Raw genomic sequence first — 21,851 nt, forward strand, 5'->3', positions numbered from 1 at the left:
GCAGGAGCAGGGGCGCACCAAAACGGACGCCCAAGCAAACAGCAAACACACCCCCCCCCCCCCCCCCCCCCCCCCACCACGTACCCTCCCCGGCATGAGGAACTCGACGGTACGGGCGGTCAACCGGCTCACGGCGCGCTGGGCCGCCGAAGCCTCCGGCGGGGACGGGGGTACGGTCTTCACCGCGGCCGGGGTGTGGCCCCTGCTGGCCCTGCTCGCGGACGGGGCGGCGGGCCCGGCCCGCGCGGAACTGGCGGAGGCGCTCGGCATACCCGCCGGGGACGCGGCGGAGGCCGCGCGGGAACTGCTGGCCGCGCTGGCCGGCGTACGGGGCCTGCGGGCGGCGACGGGCCTGTGGACCCGGACGGACCTCCCGCTGGAGCGGGCCTGGCTGGCAGGCCTCCCCGACGGCACCCGGGGCACACTGACCGGCGACCCGGCCGCCGACGGCAAGCAGCTGGACGCGTGGGCCGCCGAGCGCACGGACGGCCTCGTCGAACGCATGCCGGTCGCGCTGCCGGAGGGCCCCGACGCGGTCCGGCTCGTCCTGGCCTCCGCGCTCGCGCTGCGGCTGAAGTGGATCCGGCCGTTCGCGGAGTACCCCCAGCAGATGCACGAAGGCCCCTGGTCCGGCCGGGAACTGATCGTGCTGCGCCGCACCACGTCCCTGCTGGACCGCGCCAAGGTGGCCCACGGCCCCGCCGGTCCGGTCACCCTGCTGGAGGTCGTCGGGGACACCGGGGTCGACGTCCACCTCGTCCTGGGCGCGCCGGACGCCCCGCCGGGCACCGTCCTGACCACCGGGATCGAGGCCGCCACCCGGGCCCGCCCCTCGACGCCCGTGAGCCTGCTGCCCGACGGGAACCCGGGCCCGGGCCTGACCGTCCGGACGGTGCGCTCCGAGTCGCCCGAGCCCTGGCTCGGCATCGCGACACCCGCCTTCGAGGTCCGGACGGACCACGATCTCCTGGCGCGTGCGCGGCTGTTCGGCCTGGAAGCCGCCACGGACCGCGGCTCCGGCAGCTTTCCCGGGATCAGCTCCGACCCCCTGGCCATCGGCTCGGCACGGCAGTCGGCGGTCGCCCGCTTCCACGCGAGGGGCTTCGAGGCGGCCGCGGTGACGGCGTTCGGCGCGGTGGCGGCCGGCCTTCCCAGCCTGCGCTACCGCACCCGCCACGCGCACGTGCGCTTCGACCGCCCCTTCGGCTTCCTGGCCGTGCACCGCACCTCCCGCCTGGTCCTGGCGGCGGGCTGGGTCACGGACCCCCTCCCGTACGAGGAGCCGGACCAGGAGGCCAAGACGGCCGAGGAGAAGGAGGCCGAGGAGGCGGAGTTCTGGGAGGACTAGAGAGGCTGTGCCGTGTCCTGCGCCACCCGCGCCGCCAGTGCCGCCGTCTCCGTGAAGGAGGGCACCCGGCCCGTGCCGCCGCGGCCCGCCACCGACAGGGAGGCCGCCGCCACCCCGTAGGCCACCGCCCGGGCGAGCGGGTCGCCCAGGGCGAGGCGGGCGGTGGTGGTGCCGGTGAAGCAGTCCCCGGCGCCGGTGGTGTCGACCGGGGCCGGGTCGACGGGGACGGGGTGGTACGCCGCCCGGGTTCCGTCGTCCAGGAGCAGGCGGTCCGGGCCGGCGGTGACGGCCACCGTGCGGGCGCCGAGCGCCCGGTAGCGGGCGGCGGCGGTGGGCGGGTCGGCGGTGTCCACCAGGGCGAGCGCGTCGGCCGGGCAGGAGGTCTTCAGCAGCCCGGTCAGCGGGGCGACCTCGGCGAGCAGGGAGCGGGCTTCGGCGCGGCCGGTCAGGCGGGGGCGGTGGTTGGGGTCGTACGTGACGAGCCCGCCCGCCGCGTGGACGGCGCGGGCGGCGGCCGGTACGGCCGCGCGGCTGGTCGGGGAGAGCGCGCCGGTGACCCCGCTGGTGATCAGGGCCCGGCAGCCGGTCAGCAGGGGGAGCCAGTCCTCGACGTGCGCCGGGGAGAGGGTGGAGGCGGCGCTGTGGGTGCGCCAGTAGACGAACTCGCGGTCCCCGTCGGGGTCCGCGGAGAGCAGGTAGGCCCCGTTGGGGCGGGGTGCGCGGCGCACGTGGGCTACGTCCACGCCCAGGTCGGCGGCGCGGCGCAGCAGCGGGACGCTCAGCTCGTCGTCCCCGACGACGGTCAGCAGCGCCGTGCGGGCCCCGGCCGCGGCGGCCGCGGCGGCGGCGTTGAGGGCGTCGCCGGAGTAGGAGATCCGTGCGGCGGTGCCGTCGGCGGCCTCCCGCAGGGCGGTGCCGGCGTGGATCTCGACCAGGACCTCGCCGAGGACGAGGACGTCGTACTCCGGGGCGGTCACGTCCGGCACCCCTCCCCGCCGCAGCAGGGTCCGGCCAGCTCCGCGAAGGCCGCGGCCAGTTCCCCGGGGTCGTCGGGCAGGCCGCTGCCGACGCCGACGGCGGTCGCGCCCGCGTCGAGCCACGCGCGGACGCCGCCGGGCCGGATCCCGCCCGTGGGGACGAGCACGCCGTCCGGGAGCACGGCCCTGAGGGAGCGGATGAAGTCCGGCCCGCCGACGTGGGCCGGGAACACCTTGGCGGCGCCGGCGCCCCGCACGGCGGCGGCTATCTCACCGGGGGTGAAGCCGCCTTCGAGGAAGGGCGTCCCGCTCCGTGCGGCGGCCTCGCGGACCTCGGGGGCGGGGTAGGGGGAGACGAGGAACGCGGCGCCGGCGTCGAGGGCCGCCGCGGCCTGGGCGGCGGTGGTCACGGTGCCCACCCCGATGACGGCGGTCCGGCCGCGTGCGTCGCGGAGCCCGGCGGCGCGGGTGACGGCCCGGGCCCAGCCGGGGGTGGAGGTGGTGAGCTCCACGGCCCGGCAGCCGGCGCCGAGCAGCCGGCCGGTGGCCCGCAGTGCCCGGTCGGCGTCGGCGCTGCGCAGCACCGGGAGCAGGCGCTGGGCGGCCAGCACCGCGTACGGATGGCAGGACAAGGAAGCCTCCCGGCTGCTCCACGGCGTGGAACGGTACGCCGTACGGCCCGACTTGATGGTCTAGACCATACACATCGGGAGGCCGCCGGTCACCCCCTCCCGGCACTGGCGCGATCGTTCAAGACCGGCCGCGCCCGGCGGCCATACCGTGGGGCGCATGGACGAATTCGCGAGCTCGACGCTGGTGGCGGCGGTGGGACGGGCACTGGCGGGTGCGGGCATCATCACGAACGCCCCGCACGCCGACGGGGCGCTGCTGCCCTTCGCCGCCAAGCGCCGGTTCCTCACCGGCATCGCGGAGCGGCACGGGCTGCTGCCCCTGCTGCGCGTCGGCCTGGTGCTGCCGGAGCTGGCGACCGACCCCGCCGTCACCGCGCTCCTGGGGGCGCGGAGCCCCCTCGACCTGTTCGGGCGGTGGGGCCGGCTGGAACGGTTCACCCACTCCCGGCACCGCGTCCTCGTCCGGCACGCGGCCGACGGGGCGGTCGCCGCCGAGCACGTCGGCCCGCCCGCGGAGCCGCCCGTACCCGCCGAGGACGTGCTCGTCCTCGGCCTGCTGACGGTGCTGCTGACGATGACGGGCGCCCGGGGCCTCACGGTCGCCGCGGGCCGCGACGCCCCGCGGACGGTCTTCGACGGCGGGGTGTTCACGGCGCCGCCGCCCGGCACCGACACCGCACAGTGGCGGTTCACCTGGACCTCCACGGCTCCCCCCGCGCCCCGCGCCGCGCCACCGGCCGGCCCCGACACCGTCGGGCGGGCGCACCGCCTCCTGGCCTCCGACCCCGCCCGCCGCTGGTCGCTCCAGGCCCTCGCAGCAAGCCTGGACGCCTCGCCACGGACCCTGCAGCGGCGCCTGCGGCCCGCCGGGGGCTTCCAGAGGCTGCTCGCCGCCGTGCGCGCCGAGGCGGCCGCGGTCCTGCTCGTCGACGGCCGGCACGCGCTGCCCGTCGTGGGCTTCGCGTGCGGCTACGCCGATCAGCCGCACTTCACGCGCGAGTTCAGGCGCCGCACGGCGATGACGCCGGCGGCCTACGGACGGGCCTTCGCCCGTCACCCGCCCGACAAGGAGAGAACACCATGAACCTCACCGGCAGAACGGTCCTCGTGACGGGCGGCGCCCGCGGCATCGGGCGCGAGCTGACCCGGCAACTGGTCGGGCAGGGCGCCCACGTGGTCGCCGTCGGACGCGACCCCGGCCGGCTGGAGTCCCTCGCGGCCGAACACGAAGGGCACGTCTCGGCCCACGTCGTCGACCTGGCCGACCCCGAGGCGACCGCCGCCTTCGCCGACGCGCTGCCCCGCCTCCACCCCGGCCTCTCCGTCGTGATCAACAACGCGGGGGCGCAGACGCCCACCGACTTCTTCCGCGAGGACCCGCGCGACACCCGCCCGGTCCTGCGCCGCGAGACGGCCCTCAACCTGGACGCCGTCACCACCCTCTCGACGGCACTGCTCCCCCACCTCCGGCAGCTCCCCTCCGCCGCGATCGTCAACATCACCAGCGGGCTCGCGCTCACCCCGAAGGCCTCGGCCCCCATGTACTGCGCCACCAAGGCCGCCGTACGGACCTTCACCCGCGCCCTGCGCTACCAGTGCGAGGCGGCGGCGCCCCACATTCGCGTGATCGACGCGGTCCTGCCCCTGGTGGACACCGACATGACCCACGGCCGGGGCCGCGGCAAGATCAGCGCGGCCCGGACCGCCGAGGCGGTCCTCGGCGGGATCCGCCGCGAGCGGCGCGAGCTCTACATCGGCAGGACGCGGATCCTGCGCGTCCTGCTGCGCCTCTCCCCGGTCCTCGCGTACCGCATCCTCCGCAACGGCTGAGCGCCCCCGCGCGCCGGGCCGCACCGCGCTCCCCCGAACCTCGCAACCGCCTGACCCACCGTCACCGGGCCCGTAGGGTGCGACGTATTGATCACCGATGACGGGAGTGGGCGTTATGGGGGGCGAGCGGCTGCGCCGCAGCGGGGTGGTGGGGTACTGGCGGGCGGTGGAGCTGTTCAGTCCGCAGAAGGTGCCCGCGCTCTCCGCCCGGGATCGGGTGTACCCGGTCGAGGCGGGGCGGCCCATGCCGTGGGACGCCGGGCATCCCGTGCGGGCGGTGCCGCTGGAGGGCGGGTACGGGTGGCAGCACGTGGTCTACGGCGGGGTGTTCGCCCTCGGCTCCGTACGCGACACCCTGCTCGACGTGTTCGGGGAGAGCGGCGAGGACCACGACGGCCGGATGGACGGCGAGAGCGCGCTGTTCGCCCTCACCGTGACCGACCGGGGGCGGGTGCTCCTGGACTCCGCCGTGTTCTCCTCCTGCGCCTGGGCCACCGGCCGCGCCGTCGCCCCCGGCCCCGGCACCCCGGGCTGGCTCGACGGGTTCCGGGAGGACGCCGACGCCTGGGCCCGGCGGGCCGGGGCGCTCGGGGATCCCGTCGGGCCCGTCCGGACCGTCGGGGGCGCCGGGGCCGACGGGGACCCCGCCCTCGGGCCGGGGGTGGTCTCCGCCGCCCACCTGCTGGAGTTCACCGGCGAACTGGCCCGCACCTGGGGGGTCTCCGTCGCGCTGGACCCCGCGACCGTGCGGGTGCGCAGCGTGCCCGTGCGGCTGGACCAGGCCGACGCCGCCGACCAGCAGGACTTCCTCAACAGTTTCATCGCCGCCGACCTGGACCGGGTGGCCGCCGCGCTCGCCCGCGAGGATCCCGGGGCGGGGCTGGGCGCCTACCTCACCCCCGGCTCCGGCTTCGACCGGGCGAGCCGCGTCGACCTGCGGCTGCGGCCCGGGGCGGCGCTGGCCGGTGTCACGCCGGAGCGCACCCCGGCCGGGCGCTGGCCGGCCGACGCCCGGCACCCGCTCGCGCTGAGCCAGCAGTTCGCCGTCAACGCCGTGCACACCGAACTCGCCCCCACCGCCGGGATCTTCGCCGTCAACGGCCCGCCCGGCACCGGCAAGACCACCATGCTGCGCGACTGCTTCGCCGCCGCCGTCGTCGAGCGGGCCCGCCGCCTCGCCGCGCTCCGGCTGCCCTCCGAGGCGTTCGAGCGGCAGACCCCGTACGTGTGGAAGAGCGGCGACCACACCCGCACCGTCACCCCGCTGCGGCCCGAGTTCACCGGCTTCGAGATGGTCGTCGCCTCCGCGAACAACGGCGCCGTCGAGAACATATCCACCGAGATACCCGCCCGCGCCGCCCTCGGGGCGCGCTGGCGCGAGGACGCCGACTACTTCTCGGAACAGGCCACCCGGCTGCTGAAGGGCGAGCCCGCGTGGGGGGCGGTCGCGGCCCGGCTCGGCAGCAGGAAGAACCGGCTGGAGTTCGTCAACCGCTTCTGGCACGGCAAGTACCGCCGCACCGACACCGGCGCCCCTCCGCCGCCCCTGCCGCAGCAGGGCCGCCGCGGCGCGCGCAACCCCTGGATCGACAGCGGCAACGGCCTCTCCCACCTCCTGCGGCAGTGGCGCGACACCCCGCAGACCGGCGTGTGGACCGAGTCCAGGAAGCGGTTCGGGGCCGCGCTGGCCGAGGTCGAGCGGCTGCGCGGCGAGCGCGCGGACGCGGCGGCGGCGTACGAGGGCCTGCCGGCGGCGTACGAGGAGCTGCGCGGCACCCGCGAGGCGGTGGACCGGGACACCGCGGCGCTGGCCGGGGCACGGGAGGAGCTGCCGCCCGCCGAGGCCGCGCTGGCCGGCGTACGACTCTCCCTGGACGGGGCCGAGGAGGCGCACCGGGCCCATCTGGCCCGCCGGCCGGGCTTCTCCGTCAGCCTGTTCACCCTGGGCCGGGCCGCCCGTGCCTGGCACGCGGAGGAGGCCGCGGCGGCGGGGGCCGTCGCCGCCGCCCGCCGGGAACACGACGCGCAGCGGGCACGGCTGGACGGCGTACGGGCCTCCGTGGCCGCCGCCTCCGCACGGCTGGACACGGCCCTGGAAGCGGCGGACGCCGCCCGCGACCGCGCCGCGCGCATGGAGGAGGCCCTCGGGGCGGCCCGCGCCCGGTGGGAGGGCTTCGTGCCGGAGGAGGCCTGGCTGACGGACGACCCGCTGCGGGAGCGGTCCGCGCCCTGGTCGGACCCGGAGATCACGCGGGCGCGCACGGAGCTGTTCCTCGCCGCGCTCGACCTGCACCGGGCGTTCCTGCGCTGCACGGCCCGCACCATGTACGCGAACCTGATGGCCGGCATGGACGCGGTCGCCGGCACGGTGCCGGGGACGGTGCCAGAGACGCACGTACGGGCCGCCTGGCAGAGCCTGTTCCTCGTGGTGCCGGTGGTGTCGACCACGTTCGCCTCCCTGGACCGGGTCTTCGGCCGGCTGGGGGCACAGGCGCTGGGCTGGCTGTTCGTGGACGAGGCCGGGCAGGCGACCCCGCAGATGGCGGTGGGCGGCATGTGGCGGGCGCGGCGCACGGTCGTCGTCGGCGACCCGCTCCAGCTGGAGCCGGTGGTGGTGCTGCCGTGGACGGCGCAGCGGGCGCTGCGTGAGGAGTTCGGGGTGGCCGAGGAGTGGGCGCCGGGCCGCACGTCGGTGCAGCGGCTGGCCGACCGCGCCAACCGCTACGGCACTCTGCTGCCGGCGGAACTGCCCGACGGCGGGCACGAGGTGTGGGTCGGGGCGCCGCTGCGGGTGCACCGGCGGTGCGACGACCCGATGTTCTCGGTCAGCAACGCCGTCGCCTACGACGGCCTGATGGTGCAGGGCGTCGACCCGGAGGCGCGCGAGCCGTACGCGTACCGGCCGGCCAGCAGCTGGGTGGACGTCGCCGGCGCGGAGGCGGACGGGCACTGGATCCCGGAGGAGGGCCGGGCGCTGCGGCGGGTGCTGGAGCGGCTGCGGGACGAGGGCGGCGTGGACCTGGCCCGGGACGTGTTCGTCATCAGCCCGTTCCGCCAGGTGGTGGCGGGCGCGAAGCGGGCCTGCCGGGACCTGGTGCCGGACGACCGGGTGGGTACGGTCCACACGACCCAGGGCAAGGAGGCGGACGTCGTCGTCCTGGTCCTGGGCACGGACCCGCGCCGCCCGGGCGCCCGGGCCTGGGCGGCCTCCCGCCCGAACCTCCTCAACGTGGCGGTGAGCCGCGCGAAGCGCCGGCTGTTCGTGATCGGCAACCGCGACGCCTGGCGCGACCAGCGCTTCTTCTCCACCCTCGCCGAGTCCCTGCCGTCCCACACCTGGAGCCCGTCCGGCCGCGGCGAAAAAAATTCTTCCGGATAACCGTTATCCCGGCTCCACTCGACGGTCTCCCAGTTATCGGGCAACATCGACCGCCGGTACGGACAGGGAACTTCACATGAGTACACAGCACACGGCAGAGCTGGTGGCAGCGGCCCGCGCGGGCGATCCCCGCGCGCAGGACGAGCTCGTCAGCGCCCATCTGCCGCTGGTCTACAACGTGGTCGGGCGGGCTCTGAACGGGTCGCACGACGTGGACGACGTGGTGCAGGACACCATGCTGCGGGCGCTCGACGGGCTCGGCACCCTGCGCAGCGACGAGAGCTTCCGCTCCTGGCTGGTGGCCATCGCGATGAACCGCGTACGGGCGCACTGGCAGGCCACGAGCGGCGGCCCCGGGCAGAGCGGGCTGGAGGCCGCCCAGGACGTCGCCGACCCCGGCGCCGACTTCGCCGACCTGACCGTCACGCGGCTCCACCTGTCCGGACAGCGCCGCGAGACGGCCCGTGCCACGCGCTGGCTGGAGCCCGACGACCGTGCTCTGCTGTCGCTGTGGTGGCTGGAGTGCGCGGGCGAGCTGACCCGGGCCGACGTCGCCTCTGCCCTGGAGCTGACCCCGCAGCACACGGCGGTGCGGGTGCAGCGGATGAAGGCGCAGCTGGAGTCGGCCCGCGTGGTGGAGCGGGCCCTGGAGACGCAGCCGCCCTGTGAGGGGCTGCGGGCGATGACGGGCACCTGGGACGGCCGGCCGTCCGCGCTGTGGCGCAAGCGAATAGCCCGGCACGCCCGCGAGTGCCTGCGCTGCTCGGGGCTGTGGAACGGGCTGGTGCCGGCGGAGGGGCTGCTGGCGGGGCTGGCGCTGGTGCCGGTGACGGCGGCGCTGCTGGCGGGCGTACGGTCCGCCGCGGCCGCGGGCGCCGCCCCGGCGAACGTGGCCTTCGCCGAGGCGGCGACGCAGCTCTCGCCGGTGGTGTCCGGCCCGGGCCGCGCCGCCCGGCGCAAGGGCGGGGCCGCGGCCGGCGACGAGGGCCCGGCCGGCCCCGACAGCCGCGCGGCGCAGCGCAGGCGCCGCCAGAACCGGCGCCGGGCCATCGGCGGCGCGGTGGTCGCCGCGTGCGTCGCGGGCGGCGGCCTGGTGTACCTCGGGCAGCTGCCCGGGGCGAAGAAGGCCCAGGCGGGCGGGGCGCCCGGCTCCCCGCTGGCCGCCCTGTCGGCGCCGGACTCCGGCGCGCCGCAGCCGTCCGGCTCCGCCTCGGCCTCGCCTTCCGCTTCGGCGTCGGCCTCGCCCTCCGCGTCGGCTTCCGCTTCGGCCTCCCCGTCCGCCTCGGCGAGCACCGCGAAGACCTCGGCGGCTCCCGCACCGGCGAAGAGCACCGCGAAGCCCCCGGCCCCGCCGGCCCCGGGCCCGGCTCCGGCGGGCGTGGCGGGGCAGGTCATCGCCCTGGTCAACCAGGAGCGCGCGGCGGCCGGCTGCGGCCCGCTGAAGGAGGACGCGCAGCTGCGCAACGCCGCCCAGGGGCACTCCGACGACATGGCGCGGCGGGACTTCTTCGACCACACCAACCCCGACGGGGCCGACCCGGGGGCGCGGACGACGGCCGCCGGGTACCGGTGGTCGACGTACGGGGAGAACATCGCCAAGGGCCAGCAGACGGCGCAGGCCGTCATGGACTCCTGGATGAAGAGCCCTGGCCACCGGGCGAACATCCTCAACTGCTCCTTCAAGGACATCGGCGTGGGCATCCACAGCGGGTCCGGCGGCCCCTGGTGGACGCAGAACTTCGGGGCGCGCTGAGCCGGCCGCCCGCCCGCGCTCCTCTTTGACTCAGAATCGGGGCAAGATAGGGGCTGGAGCGGAACAGGCAGATCAACGCGGGTGGAGTGGGGTGTATGGCGAGGCAGGAGCTGCGCCCTCATCAGCGGGAGGCCGTCGACGCGGTCGTGCGCGCGCTCCAGCTGCCGGCCACCGGCCGGGTGCCCGAGCGGGGCCTGCGGACCCAGGTGATCATGGCGACCGGGTCCGGCAAGTCCCTGGTGGCCGTGCGTTCGGCCGAGGAGCTGCGGGCGGGCCGGGTGCTGGTGCTGGTCCCCTCCCTCGATCTGCTCGTGCAGACCGTCGCCGCCTGGCGGGAGGGGGGCCGCACGGGCCGGGCGCTCGCGGTGTGCTCGCTGCGCGGCGAGGACGTGGGGGTGCCCACGACGACCGCTCCGGGGCAGCTGGCCCGGTGGGGGTCGCGGCCGGTGGAGCGGCTGACGGTGTTCGCCACGTACGCCTCGCTGGGGCTGGGCACCATCGAGGGGGCGCACCTGGCGGGGCTGCCGCCCTGGGACCTGGTCGTGGTCGACGAGGCGCACCGCACCTCGGGCAGGATCGGCAAGCCCTGGGCGGTGGTGCACGACAACACCCGGATCCCCTCGGTGCGGCGGCTGTACATGACGGCCACGCCCCGGGTGTGGCGCGACGGCGAGGACAGCGAGGAGGCCGAGGAGCCGGAGGAGGAGGCCGGGGCGGGCGCGTACGCGGCCGAGACGGCCGGCGGTGCGGAGCCGCGGGGGCGGGGCGAGCTGGTGGCGTCCATGGAGGACGATCCCCAGGGGCCGTTCGGCGCCCGCTGCTACACCCTGTCCCTGTCGGAGGCCATCGACCGGGGCGTCTGCGCCCCGTACCGGGTGGTGTGCGTGGACGTCAGCGACCCCGGGTTCCAGTCGGCGGTGCTGCTGGGCGCCGACGGCCGTTCGGACCGGGTGCGCGGGATGCGGCTGGCGGCGCTCCAGGCGGCCCTGGTGAAGGCGGCGGCGGACCAGGGCTTCCGGCGGACGCTGGTGTTCCATCACCTGACCAAGGAGGCCGAGGCGTTCGCGGCGGGGCTTCCGGCGGTCGCGGCCCGGATGCGGGTGACGAGCCGGTCGGCGCAGCCGGTGTATCCGCGCACGGTCTGGGCGGACTGGCTGTGCGGGCAGCACACGGCGGCGCACCGGCGGCGGGTGCTGGAGGCGTTCGCCGCGGACCGGGTCGCGGACAAGGCGTTCCTGGGCAGCGTGCGGGTGCTGGGCGAGGGGGTGGACACCAAGGAGTGCGACTCCGTCTTCTGGGCGGACGTGCGCGGTTCCATGCCGGACCTGGTGCAGGCGGTGGGCCGGGCGCTGCGGATGCGGCCGGGCGAGGGGAAGGTGGCCTCGCTGGTGGTGCCGGTGCTGCTGGGTCCCGGGGAGTCCCCGGAGTCGATGCTGACGTCACGGGCGTACGGGGACCTCGCGCGGCTGCTGGAGGCGCTGAGGGCGCACGACTCCAGGCTGGTGGAGGGCCTGGCCCAGCCGCAGGCGCCGAGCGCGGCGGCGAAGGCCCCGGCGGCGGCCGCGGCGGGCACGGGCCCGGGGGCGGGTGCGCGGGCGCTGCTGAGCTTCTCGGTGCCGCGGGATCCGGCGCTGCTGGCGGCGTTCATCCGGCTGCGCGTGCTCAACCCGGAACACACGCAGTGGCGGCGGGGCGCTGAGGCCGCCCGGGTGTACGCGGCGACGGCCGGGGACCTGAAGGTGCCGTTCGCGTTCCGGGTGCCGGCGGGCGGGCCGCAGTGGCCGGCGGCGCTGGCCGGTTTCCCGCTGGGCCAGTGGATCGCGGACGCGCGGCGCACGTACCGCAGGGGCGCGCTGGGCCGGGAGCGGACCCGTGAGCTGGAGGAACTCGGCATGGTGTGGAGCCATTTCGACGTGGCCTTCGAGGAGGGGCTGGTGGCGGCCCGCGCCTGGGCCGCCGAGCACGGGCACCTGCTGCCGCCGGTGGACGCCACCTGGCGGGGGGTGCCGGTCGGGGTGTGGATGAAGAACAACCGGGCCGCCGCCCGGCGGGAGGGGCCGGGTGCGCTGCCGCAGGAGCGCCGGGAGGCCCTGGAGGAGATCGACGCGTCCTGGTGCCCGGCGTGGGACATCGGCTGGCAGCGGGCGTTCCGGCTGACCCGTGCCCATCTGGACGCGGGCGGTGCGGTGCCGGCCGGGCCGGGGTCGGTGGTGGTCCAGGGTGAGGACCTGGGGCTGTGGGTGCGCGGGCAGCGGCTGGGGTGGGAGCGGCTGGCCTGGGCGCAGCGGTGGCTGCTGGAGCACGGGCTGGGGCTGTCGCCGGCCGCGGAGGCGGAGCGCCCGCCCCCGCGGCGGAGTCATGCCGCCGCCTGGGCGGAGCACCTGGAGGCGGCCCGGCGGTTCCACGCCCGCGAGGGGCACCTGCGGGTGCCGCGCACGCACGTGGAGCCGGTCGGGGCGCGGGAGCTGCGGCTGGGCGCGTGGATCGCGAACCAGCGCTCCCGGGCGGCGGGGCTGGCTCCGGAGCGGGCGGCCGCGCTGTCGGAGCTGGGGATGCGCTGGTCCGCGTCCGCGTAGGTGCGGGGCGGCCCGCCGGTCAGTGGTGGAAGCCGGACCGGGGTGCGGTGGCGGGGACGGGCTGCGGGGTGGCGGTGAGGTGTTCGACGGCCCGGCGCAGGTCGGCGACGAGCAGGGCGGTCTGGTCGCGGGTCACCCCGTGCCGGATCAGCACGCGCTGGACGACGGTGTCCTGGCGGTCGGCGGGCAGCGGGTACGAGGGCACCTGCCAGCCGCGCATCCGCAGCCGGTCGGAGAGGTCGTAGAGGCTGAAGCCGGCTCCGGCGGGGTCGGTGAGGGTGTAGGAGACGGCGGGCAGGGCGCCCTGGCCGTCGTAGAGCAGGGTGAAGGGCCCCATGCCCTCGATCTCGGCGGCCAGGTAGCGGGCGGTGTCGGCGCAGGCCTGCTGGACGCGCCGGTAGCCGCCGCGGCCGAGGCGCAGGAAGAGGTAGTACTGGGCGATGACCTCGCCGCCGGGGCGGGAGAAGTTGAGGGCGAAGGTGGGCATGTCGCCGCCCAGGTAGTCCACGTCGAAGACGAGCTGGGCGGGGAGCAGGTCGGCGGTGCGCCAGACGATCCAGCCGACGCCGAGGGGGGCGAGCCCGTACTTGTGCCCCGAGGTGTTGACGGAGGCCACCCGGGGCAGTCGGAAGTCCCAGACCGTGTCGGGGTGGAGGAAGGGGGCGACGAAGCCCCCGCTGGCGGCGTCCACGTGCACGGGGACGTCCCAGCCGTGCTCGGCCTGGATCCGGTCGAGGGCGGCGGCGATCTCGGCGACGGGCTCGTAGTCGCAGGTGTAGGTGACGCCGAGGATGGCGACGACCCCGATGGTGTTCTCGTCCACGTACTCGGCGAGCTGGTGGGGCCGCAGGCCGGTGGCGCCGGGTTCCAGGGGGACCTGGCGCAGCTCGACGTCGAAGTAGCGGGCGAACTTCTCCCAGCAGATCTGGACCGGGCCGCACACCAGGTTGGGGCGGTCGACGGGTTCGCCCTCGGCGCGGCGGCGTTCGCGCCAGCGCCATTTGAGGGCGAGGCCGCCGAGCATGGCGGCCTCGCTGGAGCCGGTGGTGGAGCAGCCGGTGCCGATGTGGCCGGGCGGGGCGTTCCAGAGGTCGGCCAGGATGTTGACGCAGCGGGCCTCGATCTCGGCGGTCTGCGGGTACTCGTCCTTGTCGATCATGTTCTTGTCGAGGCACTCGTCCATCAGGCGGTGCACGGCGTCGTCCGACCAGGTGGTGCAGAAGGTGGCCAGGTTCTGGGCGGCGTTGCCGTCGAGGAGCAGCTCGTTGCGCAGGAGCGAGTAGACGACCTCGGCGGGCGAGTGGTCGTCGGGGATCCGGTACTTGGGGAGGACCTGGCCGCTCAGGGCGGACGCGAACACGTCCGTCCCGTCGTCCCGGGCGTGCGTGTCCTTCGTCTGATGAAGAGCCATATCCGGACTATAGGGGGAAATCTCTACATAAATCGGCTTCAGGACCCCTCGAAAACCGGTCGCGCTGGGCGGTTTCCGGCACTGCTTCCGGCCGACTACCGGGTGTGACCCCCTCCATAGGAACCCCCGTCCGGCCGTAAAAATTACCGTCGGGTAGTATTTCTTCCGCAGATCTTCCCGTCCGGACCACTGGAGCCGGTCCGGACGGGAAGATCGCCCAAATGGTTCTACATAGAACTTATCCGCTGATGTCCGGATAGCGGTCAACTGTCGTACGGGTCCTGATAGTTCTTCCGCCATGAACAAGATCACCCGTCGGCAGGCCTTGGGCACCACTGCCGGCGCACTCACCGTCCTCGGCATCGCGGGCGCCACCGCGCACGCCGCCGCCACCGACTCCCGCGCCGCCACCACCCCGGCCGGCACCGTCGACGAGGTGTACCAGGGCCGCCGCATCCAGATATCCCCCGCCTCCGGCGGCGGTCACCACGGTGGCCACCACGGCGGCGCCGGGATGCCGACCGTCCGCATAGACGGCCGCGAGCTGCACGTCATGCGCAACGCCGACGGCACGTGGATCAGCGTCGTAAACCACTACGAGACCTTCGCCGACCCCGCGTCGCTCGCCCGGGCCGCCGTGCGCGAGCTCCAGGGCGCCCAGCTCGCCCCGATGCAGATGGGCGGCATGTGATGGCAGTCCGCAAGAACCAGGCCACGCTGACCGCCGAGGAGAAGCGCGCCTTCACCAACGCGCTGCTCGAACTGAAGCGCACCGGCCGCTACGACCGCTTCGTCACCACCCACAACGGCTTCATCATGAGCGACACCGACTCGGGCGACCGGGTGGGCCACCGCTCCCCCTCGTTCCTCCCCTGGCACCGCCGCTTTCTGCTGGAGTTCGAAGCGGCTCTTCAGGCGGTGGACAAGAGCGTCACGCTCCCGTACTGGGACTGGACCGCCGACCGCACCTCCCGCTCCTCCCTCTGGGCCGCCGACTTCCTCGGCGGCACCGGCCGCGCCCGCGACGGACAGGTCATGGACGGCCCCTTCGCCTACGCCACGGGCAAGTGGGAGGTAGCGGTCCGTGTCGACGGCCGCTCCTACCTGCGGCGCGCGCTCGGCGAGGGCGTCGCCCAGCTGCCGACGCGGGCCGAGGTGGACGCCGTCCTGGCCATGCCGGTCTACGACATGGCCCCCTGGAACAGCTCCTCCAACGGCTTCCGCAACAACCTGGAGGGCTGGCGCGGCGCCAACCTCCACAACCGGGTGCACGTGTGGGTCGGCGGCCAGATGGCCACCGGCGTCTCCCCCAACGACCCGGTCTTCTGGATGCACCACGCCTTCGTGGACAAGCTCTGGGCCGACTGGCAGGCGAAGAACCCCAACTCGACCTACCTGCCCGCCGCCGGCACCCCGAACGTGGTCGACCTGCGGGACACGATGCGCCCGTGGAACGACGTGACCCCGGCCGACATGCTCGACCACCGGAAGTTCTACACGTTCGACACCGAGCCGGCCGCCGCCAGCCAGCGGTAGTGCAGTTCGGGGCGGCCGACCTGGCCGTACCGGGGGGTGCGGTCGGCGCGCCCGGTGTCCACCAGGTGCTCCAGGTACCGGCGGGCGGTGATCCGCGAGATCCCGGCCGCCTCGGCCGCCCCCGCGGCGGTCAGCCCCCCGGGCGCCGCCCGCAGCAGCGCCGCGACCCGGTCCAGGGTCGGGGCGCTGAGCCCTTTGGGCAGCTGGGCCGCTGCGGGCGCCCGCAGGGCCGCGAGCGCCCGGTCCACGTCGTCCTGGCCCGCCGCCTCACCGGCGGCGGCCCGGAACTCGGCGTAGCGCAGCAGCCGTTCGCGCAGGGTGGGGAACGCGAAGGGCTTGAGCACGTACTGCACCACGCCCAGCGACACGCTCTCGCGGACCATGGCCAGGTCCCGCGCCGAGGTCACCGCGATCACGTCGGCGGGGTGCCCGGCCGCCCGCAACCCGCGCGCGAAGCGCAGGCCGTGGCCGTCGGGCAGGGTGAGGTCGAGCAGCAGCAGGTCGACGGGGGTGCGCTCCAGCACCCGGGTGGCCTCGGCCAGGGAGTGGACGGCCGCCACGGCGGTGAAGCCGGGCACCCGGCCGACGTAGAGCGCGTGCGCGTCGGCGGCGACGGGGTCGTCCTCGACGACCAGGACCCGCACCGGCCCGCTCACGCCGCACCGCCCGCGAGCGGGAGCCGCGCGGTGAACGCCGCTCCGCCGCCGGGGGCGACGCCCGCCTCCACCGAGCCGCCGTGCCGGTGGGCCACCTGACGCACCAGGGCCAGGCCCAGGCCCCGCCCCTCCCCCTTGCCGGACCAGCCCCGCCGGAAGACGTCCGCCCCCTCGGGCAGCCCGGGCCCGTTGTCCGCGACCCGCAGCAGCAGCCCGGCCGCGTCCCGGCGCACGGTGACGGTGATCCGCCCGCCCGGCACCCCCGTCAGGGCGTCGAGGGCGTTGTCGACGAGGTTCCCGAGCACCGTCACCAGGTCCCGGGCCGGCGGCACCCCCGGCCCCGCCTCGATCGCCCCGCACTCCGGGGTGACCACCAGCTCGATGCCGCGCTCGTGCGCCTGGGCGGCCTTGCCGAGCAGCAGCGCGACCAGCACCGGCTCGCCCACGGCGGCGACGACCTCGTCGGTCAGCGCCTGGGCCAGCTCCAGTTCGGCGGTGGCGAACTCCACCGCCTCCTCGCTGCGGCCCAGTTCGATCAGGGAGACCACGGTGTGGAGCCGGTTGGCCGCCTCGTGCGCCTGGGAGCGCAGGGCCTGGGTGAACCCGCGCTCGTGGTCCAGCTCCCCGGCCAGCACCTGGAGTTCGGTGTGGTCCCGCAGGGTGACCACCGTGCCGCGGCGGCCGCCGCCGGCCACCGGCGAGCTGTTGACGACGAGGACCCGCTCCGCGCTCAGGTGCACCTCGTCCACCCGGGGCCGGTCGGCGAGCAGCGCCCCGGTGAGCGGTGCGGGCAGGCCCAGGTCGGCGACGCCGGTCCCGGTGACCTCCCCGCGCAGGCCGAGCAGTTCACGGCCCGCGTCGTTGATGAGGGTGATCCTGCGGTGGCCGTCGAGCATCAGCAGTCCTTCCCGGACCCCGTGCAGGGCCGCCTGGTGGTAGTCGTACATCCGGCTCAGCCCGGCGGCGTCCATGCCGTGGGTGTGGCGGCGCAGCCGGGCGTTGACCACGTACGTGCCCACCGCGCCGAGGGCCAGTGCCCCGGCGGCCACCCAGGCGAGGGCGGTGAGCTGCTCCGCGAGGCGGGCGCTGATGGCCCGGATGGTGATGCCCGCGCTGACCAGCCCGATGACGGAGCCGTCCGCGTCCCGGAGCGGGGTGACCACGCGGATGGAGGGGCCGAGGGTGCCGGTGTAGGTCTCGCTGAAGGTGCCGCCGCGCAGGGCCGGGGCGGTGTTGCCGAGGAAGCGCTCGCCGATGCGGCGCGGGTCGGGGTGGGTCCAGCGCCGCCCGTCCGGGGCCATGATCGTCACGAAGTCCACGCCCGAGTCGGTGCGGACCCGCTCCGCGTAGGGCTGGAGCGCGGCGGAGGGATCGGCTCCGTGCGCGCCGGCGCGTACGGCCTCGTGCACGGAGGGCGAGTCCGCGACGGCCCGGGCCACCGCTCCGGCCTGCCGCCGGGCGGCGTCCTCGGCCTGGTCGCGGGCGGTGGCGTACGCGAAGACCGCGCAGCCGGCGACGACGAGCGCGACCAGCAGGACCTGCATCGCGAAGAGCTGGCCGGCGAGGCTGCGGGGCGGCCGGGGGAAGCGGAGCATGGCGCTCAGTGTGCACCGGGCCGTGAACTCAATGAACGCAAGGGTGACCGGGGTCACAGGGTGGGCGATGGTCTCCCGGAACGACTTCACCACCCAGGAGCGCGACATGGCCGCCAGACGCGACAGAACCCACTACCTCTACATCGCGGTGATCGCCGCGGTGCTGCTCGGCATCACCGTCGGCTTCGCCGCACCCGGCGTCGCCGTCGAGCTCAAGCCGCTGGGCGCCGGCTTCGTGAACCTCATCAAGATGATGATCTCGCCCGTGATCTTCTGCACGATCGTGCTGGGGATCGGGTCGGTCCGCAAGGCCGCCAAGGTCGGTGCCGTGGGCGGGCTGGCCCTCGGGTACTTCATGGTGATGTCCACGGTGGCGCTGGCCATCGGGCTGCTGGTGGGGAACCTGCTGGAGCCGGGCAGCGGACTGCACCTGACCGAGGCGGCGGCACGGGCCGGCGAGGCGCAGGCCAAGGCGGGCGGGGCGGAGAGCACCCAGGAGTTCCTGCTGGGGATCATCCCGACCACCCTGGTCTCCGCCTTCACCGGGGGCGAGGTGCTGCAGACGCTGCTGGTGGCGCTCTTGTGCGGGTTCGCGCTCCAGGCGATGGGCCCGGCCGGCGAGCCGGTGCTGCGCGGGATCGGGCACGTGCAGAAGCTGGTGTTCCGCGTACTGGCGATGATCATGTGGGTGGCGCCCGTCGGTGCCTTCGGGGCCATCGCGGCGGTGGTCGGGGCGACCGGGATCGACGCGCTGAAGTCCCTCGCGGTCATCATGATCGGCTTCTACACGACCTGTCTGCTCTTCGTCTTCGTGGTGCTGGGCACCCTGCTGCGGGTCTGTACGGGGGTCAGCGTCTTCGCGCTGCTGCGCTACCTGGGCCGGGAGTTCCTGCTGATCCTGTCGACCTCCTCCTCCGAGTCGGCGCTGCCGCGGCTGATCGCGAAGATGGAACACCTGGGCGTCTCCCGCCCCGTCACCGGCATCACCGTGCCGACGGGCTACTCGTTCAACCTGGACGGGACCGCCATCTACCTGACCATGTCCTCGCTCTTCGTCGCGGAGGCGATGGGCAAGCCCCTGGCCCTGGGCGAGCAGGTCTCGCTGCTGCTCTTCATGATCGTGGCCTCCAAGGGTGCGGCCGGGGTCACCGGCGCGGGCCTCGCCACCCTGGCGGGCGGTCTCCAGTCGCACCGGCCCGAACTGGTCGACGGGGTGGGCCTGATCGTCGGCATCGACCGCTTCATGAGCGAGGCGCGGGCGCTGACGAACTTCGCGGGCAATGCCGTGGCCACCGTCCTGATCGGGACGTGGACGAAGGAGTTCGACCGCGAACGGGCCGCCGAAGTCCTCGCCGGACGGCTGCCCTTCGACGAGACCACTCTGGTGGACGACGGCCACACGGCGCCCGGTGAACCGGTCGAGCCCGCCCCGCCGGCCCCGCCGGCCGTGCCCGGTCCGGCGGCCGGCCCCAAGGACGGTGTGCCGGCGGCCTGAGCCTCCGGGCCCCGCACACCTGCGGGATCCGGCCGGGCAGGGCTCGCCCCCACGGTGCCCAGCCCGGCCGGACCCCGCGTCAAACGCCCACGAACGGCCGCGAACCACCACTTTCGGCCATGTGATCTTCAACTCTGCTGCGCTAAAAGGTACTTCCCTCAGGGGCGGCGCGTCTGACATCTTGCGTCCACCACTCGTTTCGTACGGCCCGGTAGGTGCCACCAGCACCGCCGGGCCGTCTTCGGAGGACGCATTGATACCCCACATATCCAGCCGACCTCGACGTGCGATGGTGCTGGCGGCCGCTCTCGGCGCCGCCCTCACCTTCGGAGCTCCCGCCGCACTCGCCGGCACCGCTCCCGTCGGTCCCTCCGGCTCCCCGGCCTCCGCCCCGGCGGCGGCCCCCAAGGCTGCGGCCCCGGCTTCCCAGAGTGCGACCTGGGCCGCCGGCACCCGCGCCTACCTCGTGATCACCGCTCCCGGTGACAGCTCGGCGGTGCGCTCGGCCGTCACCGCCAACGGCGGCACGGTCTTCTCGTCCTACGACGCGATCGGCGTGATCGTCGCCCACTCGGCCTCCGGCACCTTCGCCCAGACGATGCGCGGGGTCAGCGGGGTCCAGAAGGTCGGCGCCACCCGTACCTCGGACGTCCCGGCCGACGCCTACAACCCGGCCCTGCCCGCCAACCCGGCCCAGTCGACGACCCCGGCCGGCGAGCCGGTCCGCGCCGACATGAGCCAGATCAAGGCGGACCAGGCCTGGGCCGTCAACGCCGGTTCGTCCTCGGTCAAGGTCGGCATCCTCGACACCGGTGTGGACGACCAGCACCAGGACATCGCGCCGAACTTCAACGCCGCCGACTCGGTCTCCTGCGCCTACGGCAAGCCCGACACGCGCGCCGGCTCCTGGCGGGACGTCGGCGACCACGGCACGCACGTCGCCGGCACGGTGGCCGCGGCGAAGAACGGCAAGGGCGTCGTCGGCGTCGCCCCGGGCGTGAAGATCTCCTCGGTCCGCATCGCCGAGCCGACCAGCTCGCTCTTCTTCGCCGAGAACACCATCTGCGGGTTCGTGTGGGCCGGTGACCACGGCTTCAAGGTCACCAACAACAGCTACTACACCGACCCGTGGCAGTTCAACTGCCCGGACAACCTCGACCAGGCCGCCATCATCGAGGGCGTCAACCGCGCCCAGGCGTACGCCGAGGGCAAGGGTTCGCTCCAGGTCGCCGCGGCGGGCAACGAGAACTACGACCTCGCCCACAAGACGACCGACACGGCGAGCCCCAACGACTCGACCCCGGTCACCCGCAACATCACCAACGCCTGCGTCGACATCCCGACCGAACTCCCGGGCGTGGTGACCGTCGCGGCGAACGGCACCGGCACCACCAAGGCCTCGTTCTCCAACTTCGGCCAGGGCGTCATCGACGTCGCGGCCCCCGGCCAGGACGTCTACTCCACCCTCCCGGGCGGCAAGTACGGCTCCAAGAGCGGTACCTCGATGGCCAGCCCGCACGTCACGGGTGTCGCCGCGCTGATGGTGAGCGCCAACCCGGCCCTCACCCCGGCGCAGATCCGCGACCGTCTGGCCACCCAGGCCAACGACATCCCCTGCCCGTCGGACAGCCGCTGCACCGGCACCACGGCCAACAACGCCTTCTTCGGCGAGGGCCAGGTCGACGCGCTGAAGGCGGTCGGCGGCTCCACTCCCCCGGCCGGCAAGTACTTCGAGAACACCGCGGACTTCGCCATCGGCGACAACACCACGGTGGAGAGCCCGATCGCCGTCACCGGCGTGACCGGCAACGCCCCGGCCACCCTCAAGGTGGGCGTGAACATCGCGCACACCTACATCGGTGACCTGAAGGTCGACCTGGTCGCCCCCGACGGCACCGTCTACACGGTCCACAACCGGGCCGGCGGCAGCACGGACAACATCAACCAGACCTACACCGTCAACGCCTCCTCCGAGGTGGCCAACGGCACCTGGAAGCTCCGTGTGAACGACAACGCGGGCGGCGACACCGGCAAGATCGACGCCTGGAACCTCACCTTCTAAGCACGCACCACCGCCAAGGGGCCGTCGGGAAGCGGTACGTCCGCTCCCCGGCGGCCCTTCGCGGTGCTCCGTGCGCGTCTCTCACGCGGCATCCACACATACGGCGAAGCCAGTCACTTCGCTATCGGTGTTCGTCGGGTTGTTGACTCCCACGACCCACGCCGTTCCATCCGCTGACGGGGCGTCGAACAGGACGTTCAGAGCCGGGTTGCCATTCATGAAACCCCCGCCCGTAGCGATCTTCCCCACCGGGCACTGCACGCCTTCCGCGCTGAAGGTGTTCGCGAAAGCCTCCACGGGATCCGTCTCGATCACCTGGCCGGTGACCCCGCCGTCCGCGGCGGGCGTCGGGTTGGTGATGTCCTGGGAGGTGCTCTGGCTACAGCTGACGTTCTGCGTTCCGTTGACGGTGTTGCCGACGCCCGCCTGACCCGACGGGAGGCAGGCCGCCCCGATCGCCGGGTTGTTGAGTGCCGAGAGCAGATCGTCGTCCGCGACGGCCGCGCCGGCGCAGAGCGCGACCACCGCGACAGCCGTCGTGCCCACGGTGAGCAGTGTCCTGGTGAGCTTCATCCGGTCATCCCTTTCGTCATCGCCGGCA

At 74.8% G+C, this 21,851-nt stretch carries 16 protein-coding genes; 10 read left to right on the forward strand and 6 right to left on the reverse strand.

Annotated features, from left to right (window positions below; all coding sequences use genetic code 11):
- The first annotated feature begins 94 nt into the window (after positions 1-94).
- Positions 95-1,348, forward strand: a complete 1,254-nt coding sequence (locus AC07A6_RS02780) for a serpin family protein (RefSeq protein ID WP_478775790.1) — start codon at positions 95-97, stop codon at positions 1,346-1,348.
- Here the strand turns inward: AC07A6_RS02780 and AC07A6_RS02785 are convergent.
- A complete protein-coding gene (locus AC07A6_RS02785) occupies positions 1,345-2,325 on the reverse strand; it encodes a PfkB family carbohydrate kinase (RefSeq protein WP_478775791.1) in 981 nt (326 codons plus the stop codon). The two genes, AC07A6_RS02780 and AC07A6_RS02785, sit on opposite strands and share 4 nt — an antisense overlap.
- Complete coding sequence (locus AC07A6_RS02790) at positions 2,322-2,957, reverse strand: bifunctional 4-hydroxy-2-oxoglutarate aldolase/2-dehydro-3-deoxy-phosphogluconate aldolase (RefSeq protein WP_478775792.1); 636 nt, start codon at positions 2,955-2,957, stop codon at positions 2,322-2,324. The genes AC07A6_RS02785 and AC07A6_RS02790 overlap by 4 nt, the downstream gene beginning before the upstream one ends.
- Before the next feature lie 157 nt (positions 2,958-3,114).
- On the opposite strand from AC07A6_RS02790, the gene AC07A6_RS02795 reads away from it, so the two are divergent.
- From AC07A6_RS02795 to AC07A6_RS02815, 5 genes are all read left to right on the forward strand, one after another.
- Positions 3,115-4,041, forward strand: a complete 927-nt coding sequence (locus AC07A6_RS02795) for a helix-turn-helix domain-containing protein (RefSeq protein WP_478775793.1) — start codon at positions 3,115-3,117, stop codon at positions 4,039-4,041.
- On the forward strand, positions 4,038-4,787 hold the full coding sequence (locus AC07A6_RS02800) for an SDR family oxidoreductase (protein WP_478775794.1): 750 nt from the start codon (positions 4,038-4,040) through the stop codon (positions 4,785-4,787). Before AC07A6_RS02795 ends, AC07A6_RS02800 begins: the two co-directional genes overlap by 4 nt.
- Before the next feature lie 97 nt (positions 4,788-4,884).
- Positions 4,885-8,166 (forward strand): DEAD/DEAH box helicase, encoded by a 3,282-nt coding sequence (locus tag AC07A6_RS02805; RefSeq protein WP_478775795.1) that lies wholly within the window; start codon positions 4,885-4,887, stop codon positions 8,164-8,166.
- Positions 8,167-8,242: 76 nt separating this feature from the next.
- Positions 8,243-9,919, forward strand: coding sequence for a sigma-70 family RNA polymerase sigma factor (locus AC07A6_RS02810; protein WP_478775796.1), 1,677 nt, complete (start codon positions 8,243-8,245; stop codon positions 9,917-9,919).
- Positions 9,920-10,014: 95 nt separating this feature from the next.
- Complete coding sequence (locus AC07A6_RS02815; RefSeq protein ID WP_478775797.1) at positions 10,015-12,495, forward strand: helicase associated domain-containing protein; 2,481 nt, start codon at positions 10,015-10,017, stop codon at positions 12,493-12,495.
- A gap of 19 nt (positions 12,496-12,514) precedes the next feature.
- On the opposite strand, the gene gad is transcribed toward AC07A6_RS02815, so the two are convergent.
- Positions 12,515-13,906 carry a glutamate decarboxylase gene (gene gad, locus AC07A6_RS02820; protein ID WP_478775798.1) on the reverse strand — a complete coding sequence of 464 codons (1,392 nt, stop codon included), beginning with the start codon at positions 13,904-13,906 and terminating at the stop codon, positions 12,515-12,517.
- Between the two features lie 298 nt (positions 13,907-14,204).
- Between gad and melC1 the strand changes: the two genes are divergently transcribed.
- Together melC1 and melC2 are read left to right on the forward strand one after the other, a co-directional pair.
- Positions 14,205-14,597 carry an apotyrosinase chaperone MelC1 gene (gene melC1 / locus AC07A6_RS02825; protein ID WP_362458099.1) on the forward strand — a complete coding sequence of 131 codons (393 nt, stop codon included), beginning with the start codon at positions 14,205-14,207 and terminating at the stop codon, positions 14,595-14,597.
- Positions 14,597-15,442 (forward strand): tyrosinase MelC2, encoded by an 846-nt coding sequence (melC2, locus tag AC07A6_RS02830; RefSeq protein WP_362458102.1) that lies wholly within the window; start codon positions 14,597-14,599, stop codon positions 15,440-15,442. Before melC1 ends, melC2 begins: the two co-directional genes overlap by 1 nt.
- Here the strand turns inward: melC2 and AC07A6_RS02835 are convergent.
- Complete coding sequence (locus tag AC07A6_RS02835) at positions 15,400-16,098, reverse strand: response regulator (RefSeq protein WP_125813514.1); 699 nt, start codon at positions 16,096-16,098, stop codon at positions 15,400-15,402. The genes melC2 and AC07A6_RS02835 overlap by 43 nt on opposite strands.
- Positions 16,095-17,693 (reverse strand): sensor histidine kinase, encoded by a 1,599-nt coding sequence (locus AC07A6_RS02840; protein ID WP_478775799.1) that lies wholly within the window; start codon positions 17,691-17,693, stop codon positions 16,095-16,097. The genes AC07A6_RS02835 and AC07A6_RS02840 overlap by 4 nt, the downstream gene beginning before the upstream one ends.
- Before the next feature lie 67 nt (positions 17,694-17,760).
- Here AC07A6_RS02840 and AC07A6_RS02845 point away from each other — a divergent pair, with 67 nt between their 5' ends.
- Positions 17,761-19,188: a cation:dicarboxylate symporter family transporter gene (locus AC07A6_RS02845; protein ID WP_478775843.1), complete on the forward strand. Its 1,428-nt coding sequence runs from the start codon at positions 17,761-17,763 to the stop codon at positions 19,186-19,188.
- A gap of 292 nt (positions 19,189-19,480) precedes the next feature.
- Positions 19,481-21,250 (forward strand): S8 family serine peptidase, encoded by a 1,770-nt coding sequence (locus tag AC07A6_RS02850; protein WP_478775800.1) that lies wholly within the window; start codon positions 19,481-19,483, stop codon positions 21,248-21,250.
- A gap of 81 nt (positions 21,251-21,331) precedes the next feature.
- Here AC07A6_RS02850 and AC07A6_RS02855 read toward each other — a convergent pair whose 3' ends face one another.
- The gene (locus AC07A6_RS02855) at positions 21,332-21,823 is read right to left on the reverse strand and encodes a hypothetical protein (RefSeq protein WP_478775801.1); all 492 of its coding nucleotides are present in this window, start codon (positions 21,821-21,823) and stop codon (positions 21,332-21,334) included.
- Positions 21,824-21,851: the final 28 nt, after the last annotated feature.

The sequence above is a fragment of the Streptomyces sp. NPDC044002 genome (assembly GCF_056434525.1).

Bases quoted from the DNA above. Each gene is read 5' to 3' on its own strand.
- AC07A6_RS02780 (WP_478775790.1), top strand. From the start codon at position 95: ATGAGGAACTCGACGGTACGGGCGGTCAACCGGCTCACGGCGCGCTGG.
- AC07A6_RS02795 (WP_478775793.1), top strand. From the start codon at position 3,115: ATGGACGAATTCGCGAGCTCGACGCTGGTGGCGGCGGTGGGACGGGCA.
- AC07A6_RS02800 (WP_478775794.1), top strand. From the start codon at position 4,038: ATGAACCTCACCGGCAGAACGGTCCTCGTGACGGGCGGCGCCCGCGGC.
- AC07A6_RS02805 (WP_478775795.1), top strand. From the start codon at position 4,885: ATGACGGGAGTGGGCGTTATGGGGGGCGAGCGGCTGCGCCGCAGCGGG.
- AC07A6_RS02810 (WP_478775796.1), top strand. From the start codon at position 8,243: ATGAGTACACAGCACACGGCAGAGCTGGTGGCAGCGGCCCGCGCGGGC.
- AC07A6_RS02815 (WP_478775797.1), top strand. From the start codon at position 10,015: ATGGCGAGGCAGGAGCTGCGCCCTCATCAGCGGGAGGCCGTCGACGCG.
- gad (WP_478775798.1), bottom strand. From the start codon at position 13,906: ATGGCTCTTCATCAGACGAAGGACACGCACGCCCGGGACGACGGGACG.
- melC1 (WP_362458099.1), top strand. From the start codon at position 14,205: ATGAACAAGATCACCCGTCGGCAGGCCTTGGGCACCACTGCCGGCGCA.
- melC2 (WP_362458102.1), top strand. From the start codon at position 14,597: ATGGCAGTCCGCAAGAACCAGGCCACGCTGACCGCCGAGGAGAAGCGC.
- AC07A6_RS02840 (WP_478775799.1), bottom strand. From the start codon at position 17,693: ATGCTCCGCTTCCCCCGGCCGCCCCGCAGCCTCGCCGGCCAGCTCTTC.
- AC07A6_RS02845 (WP_478775843.1), top strand. From the start codon at position 17,761: ATGGTCTCCCGGAACGACTTCACCACCCAGGAGCGCGACATGGCCGCC.
- AC07A6_RS02855 (WP_478775801.1), bottom strand. From the start codon at position 21,823: ATGAAGCTCACCAGGACACTGCTCACCGTGGGCACGACGGCTGTCGCG.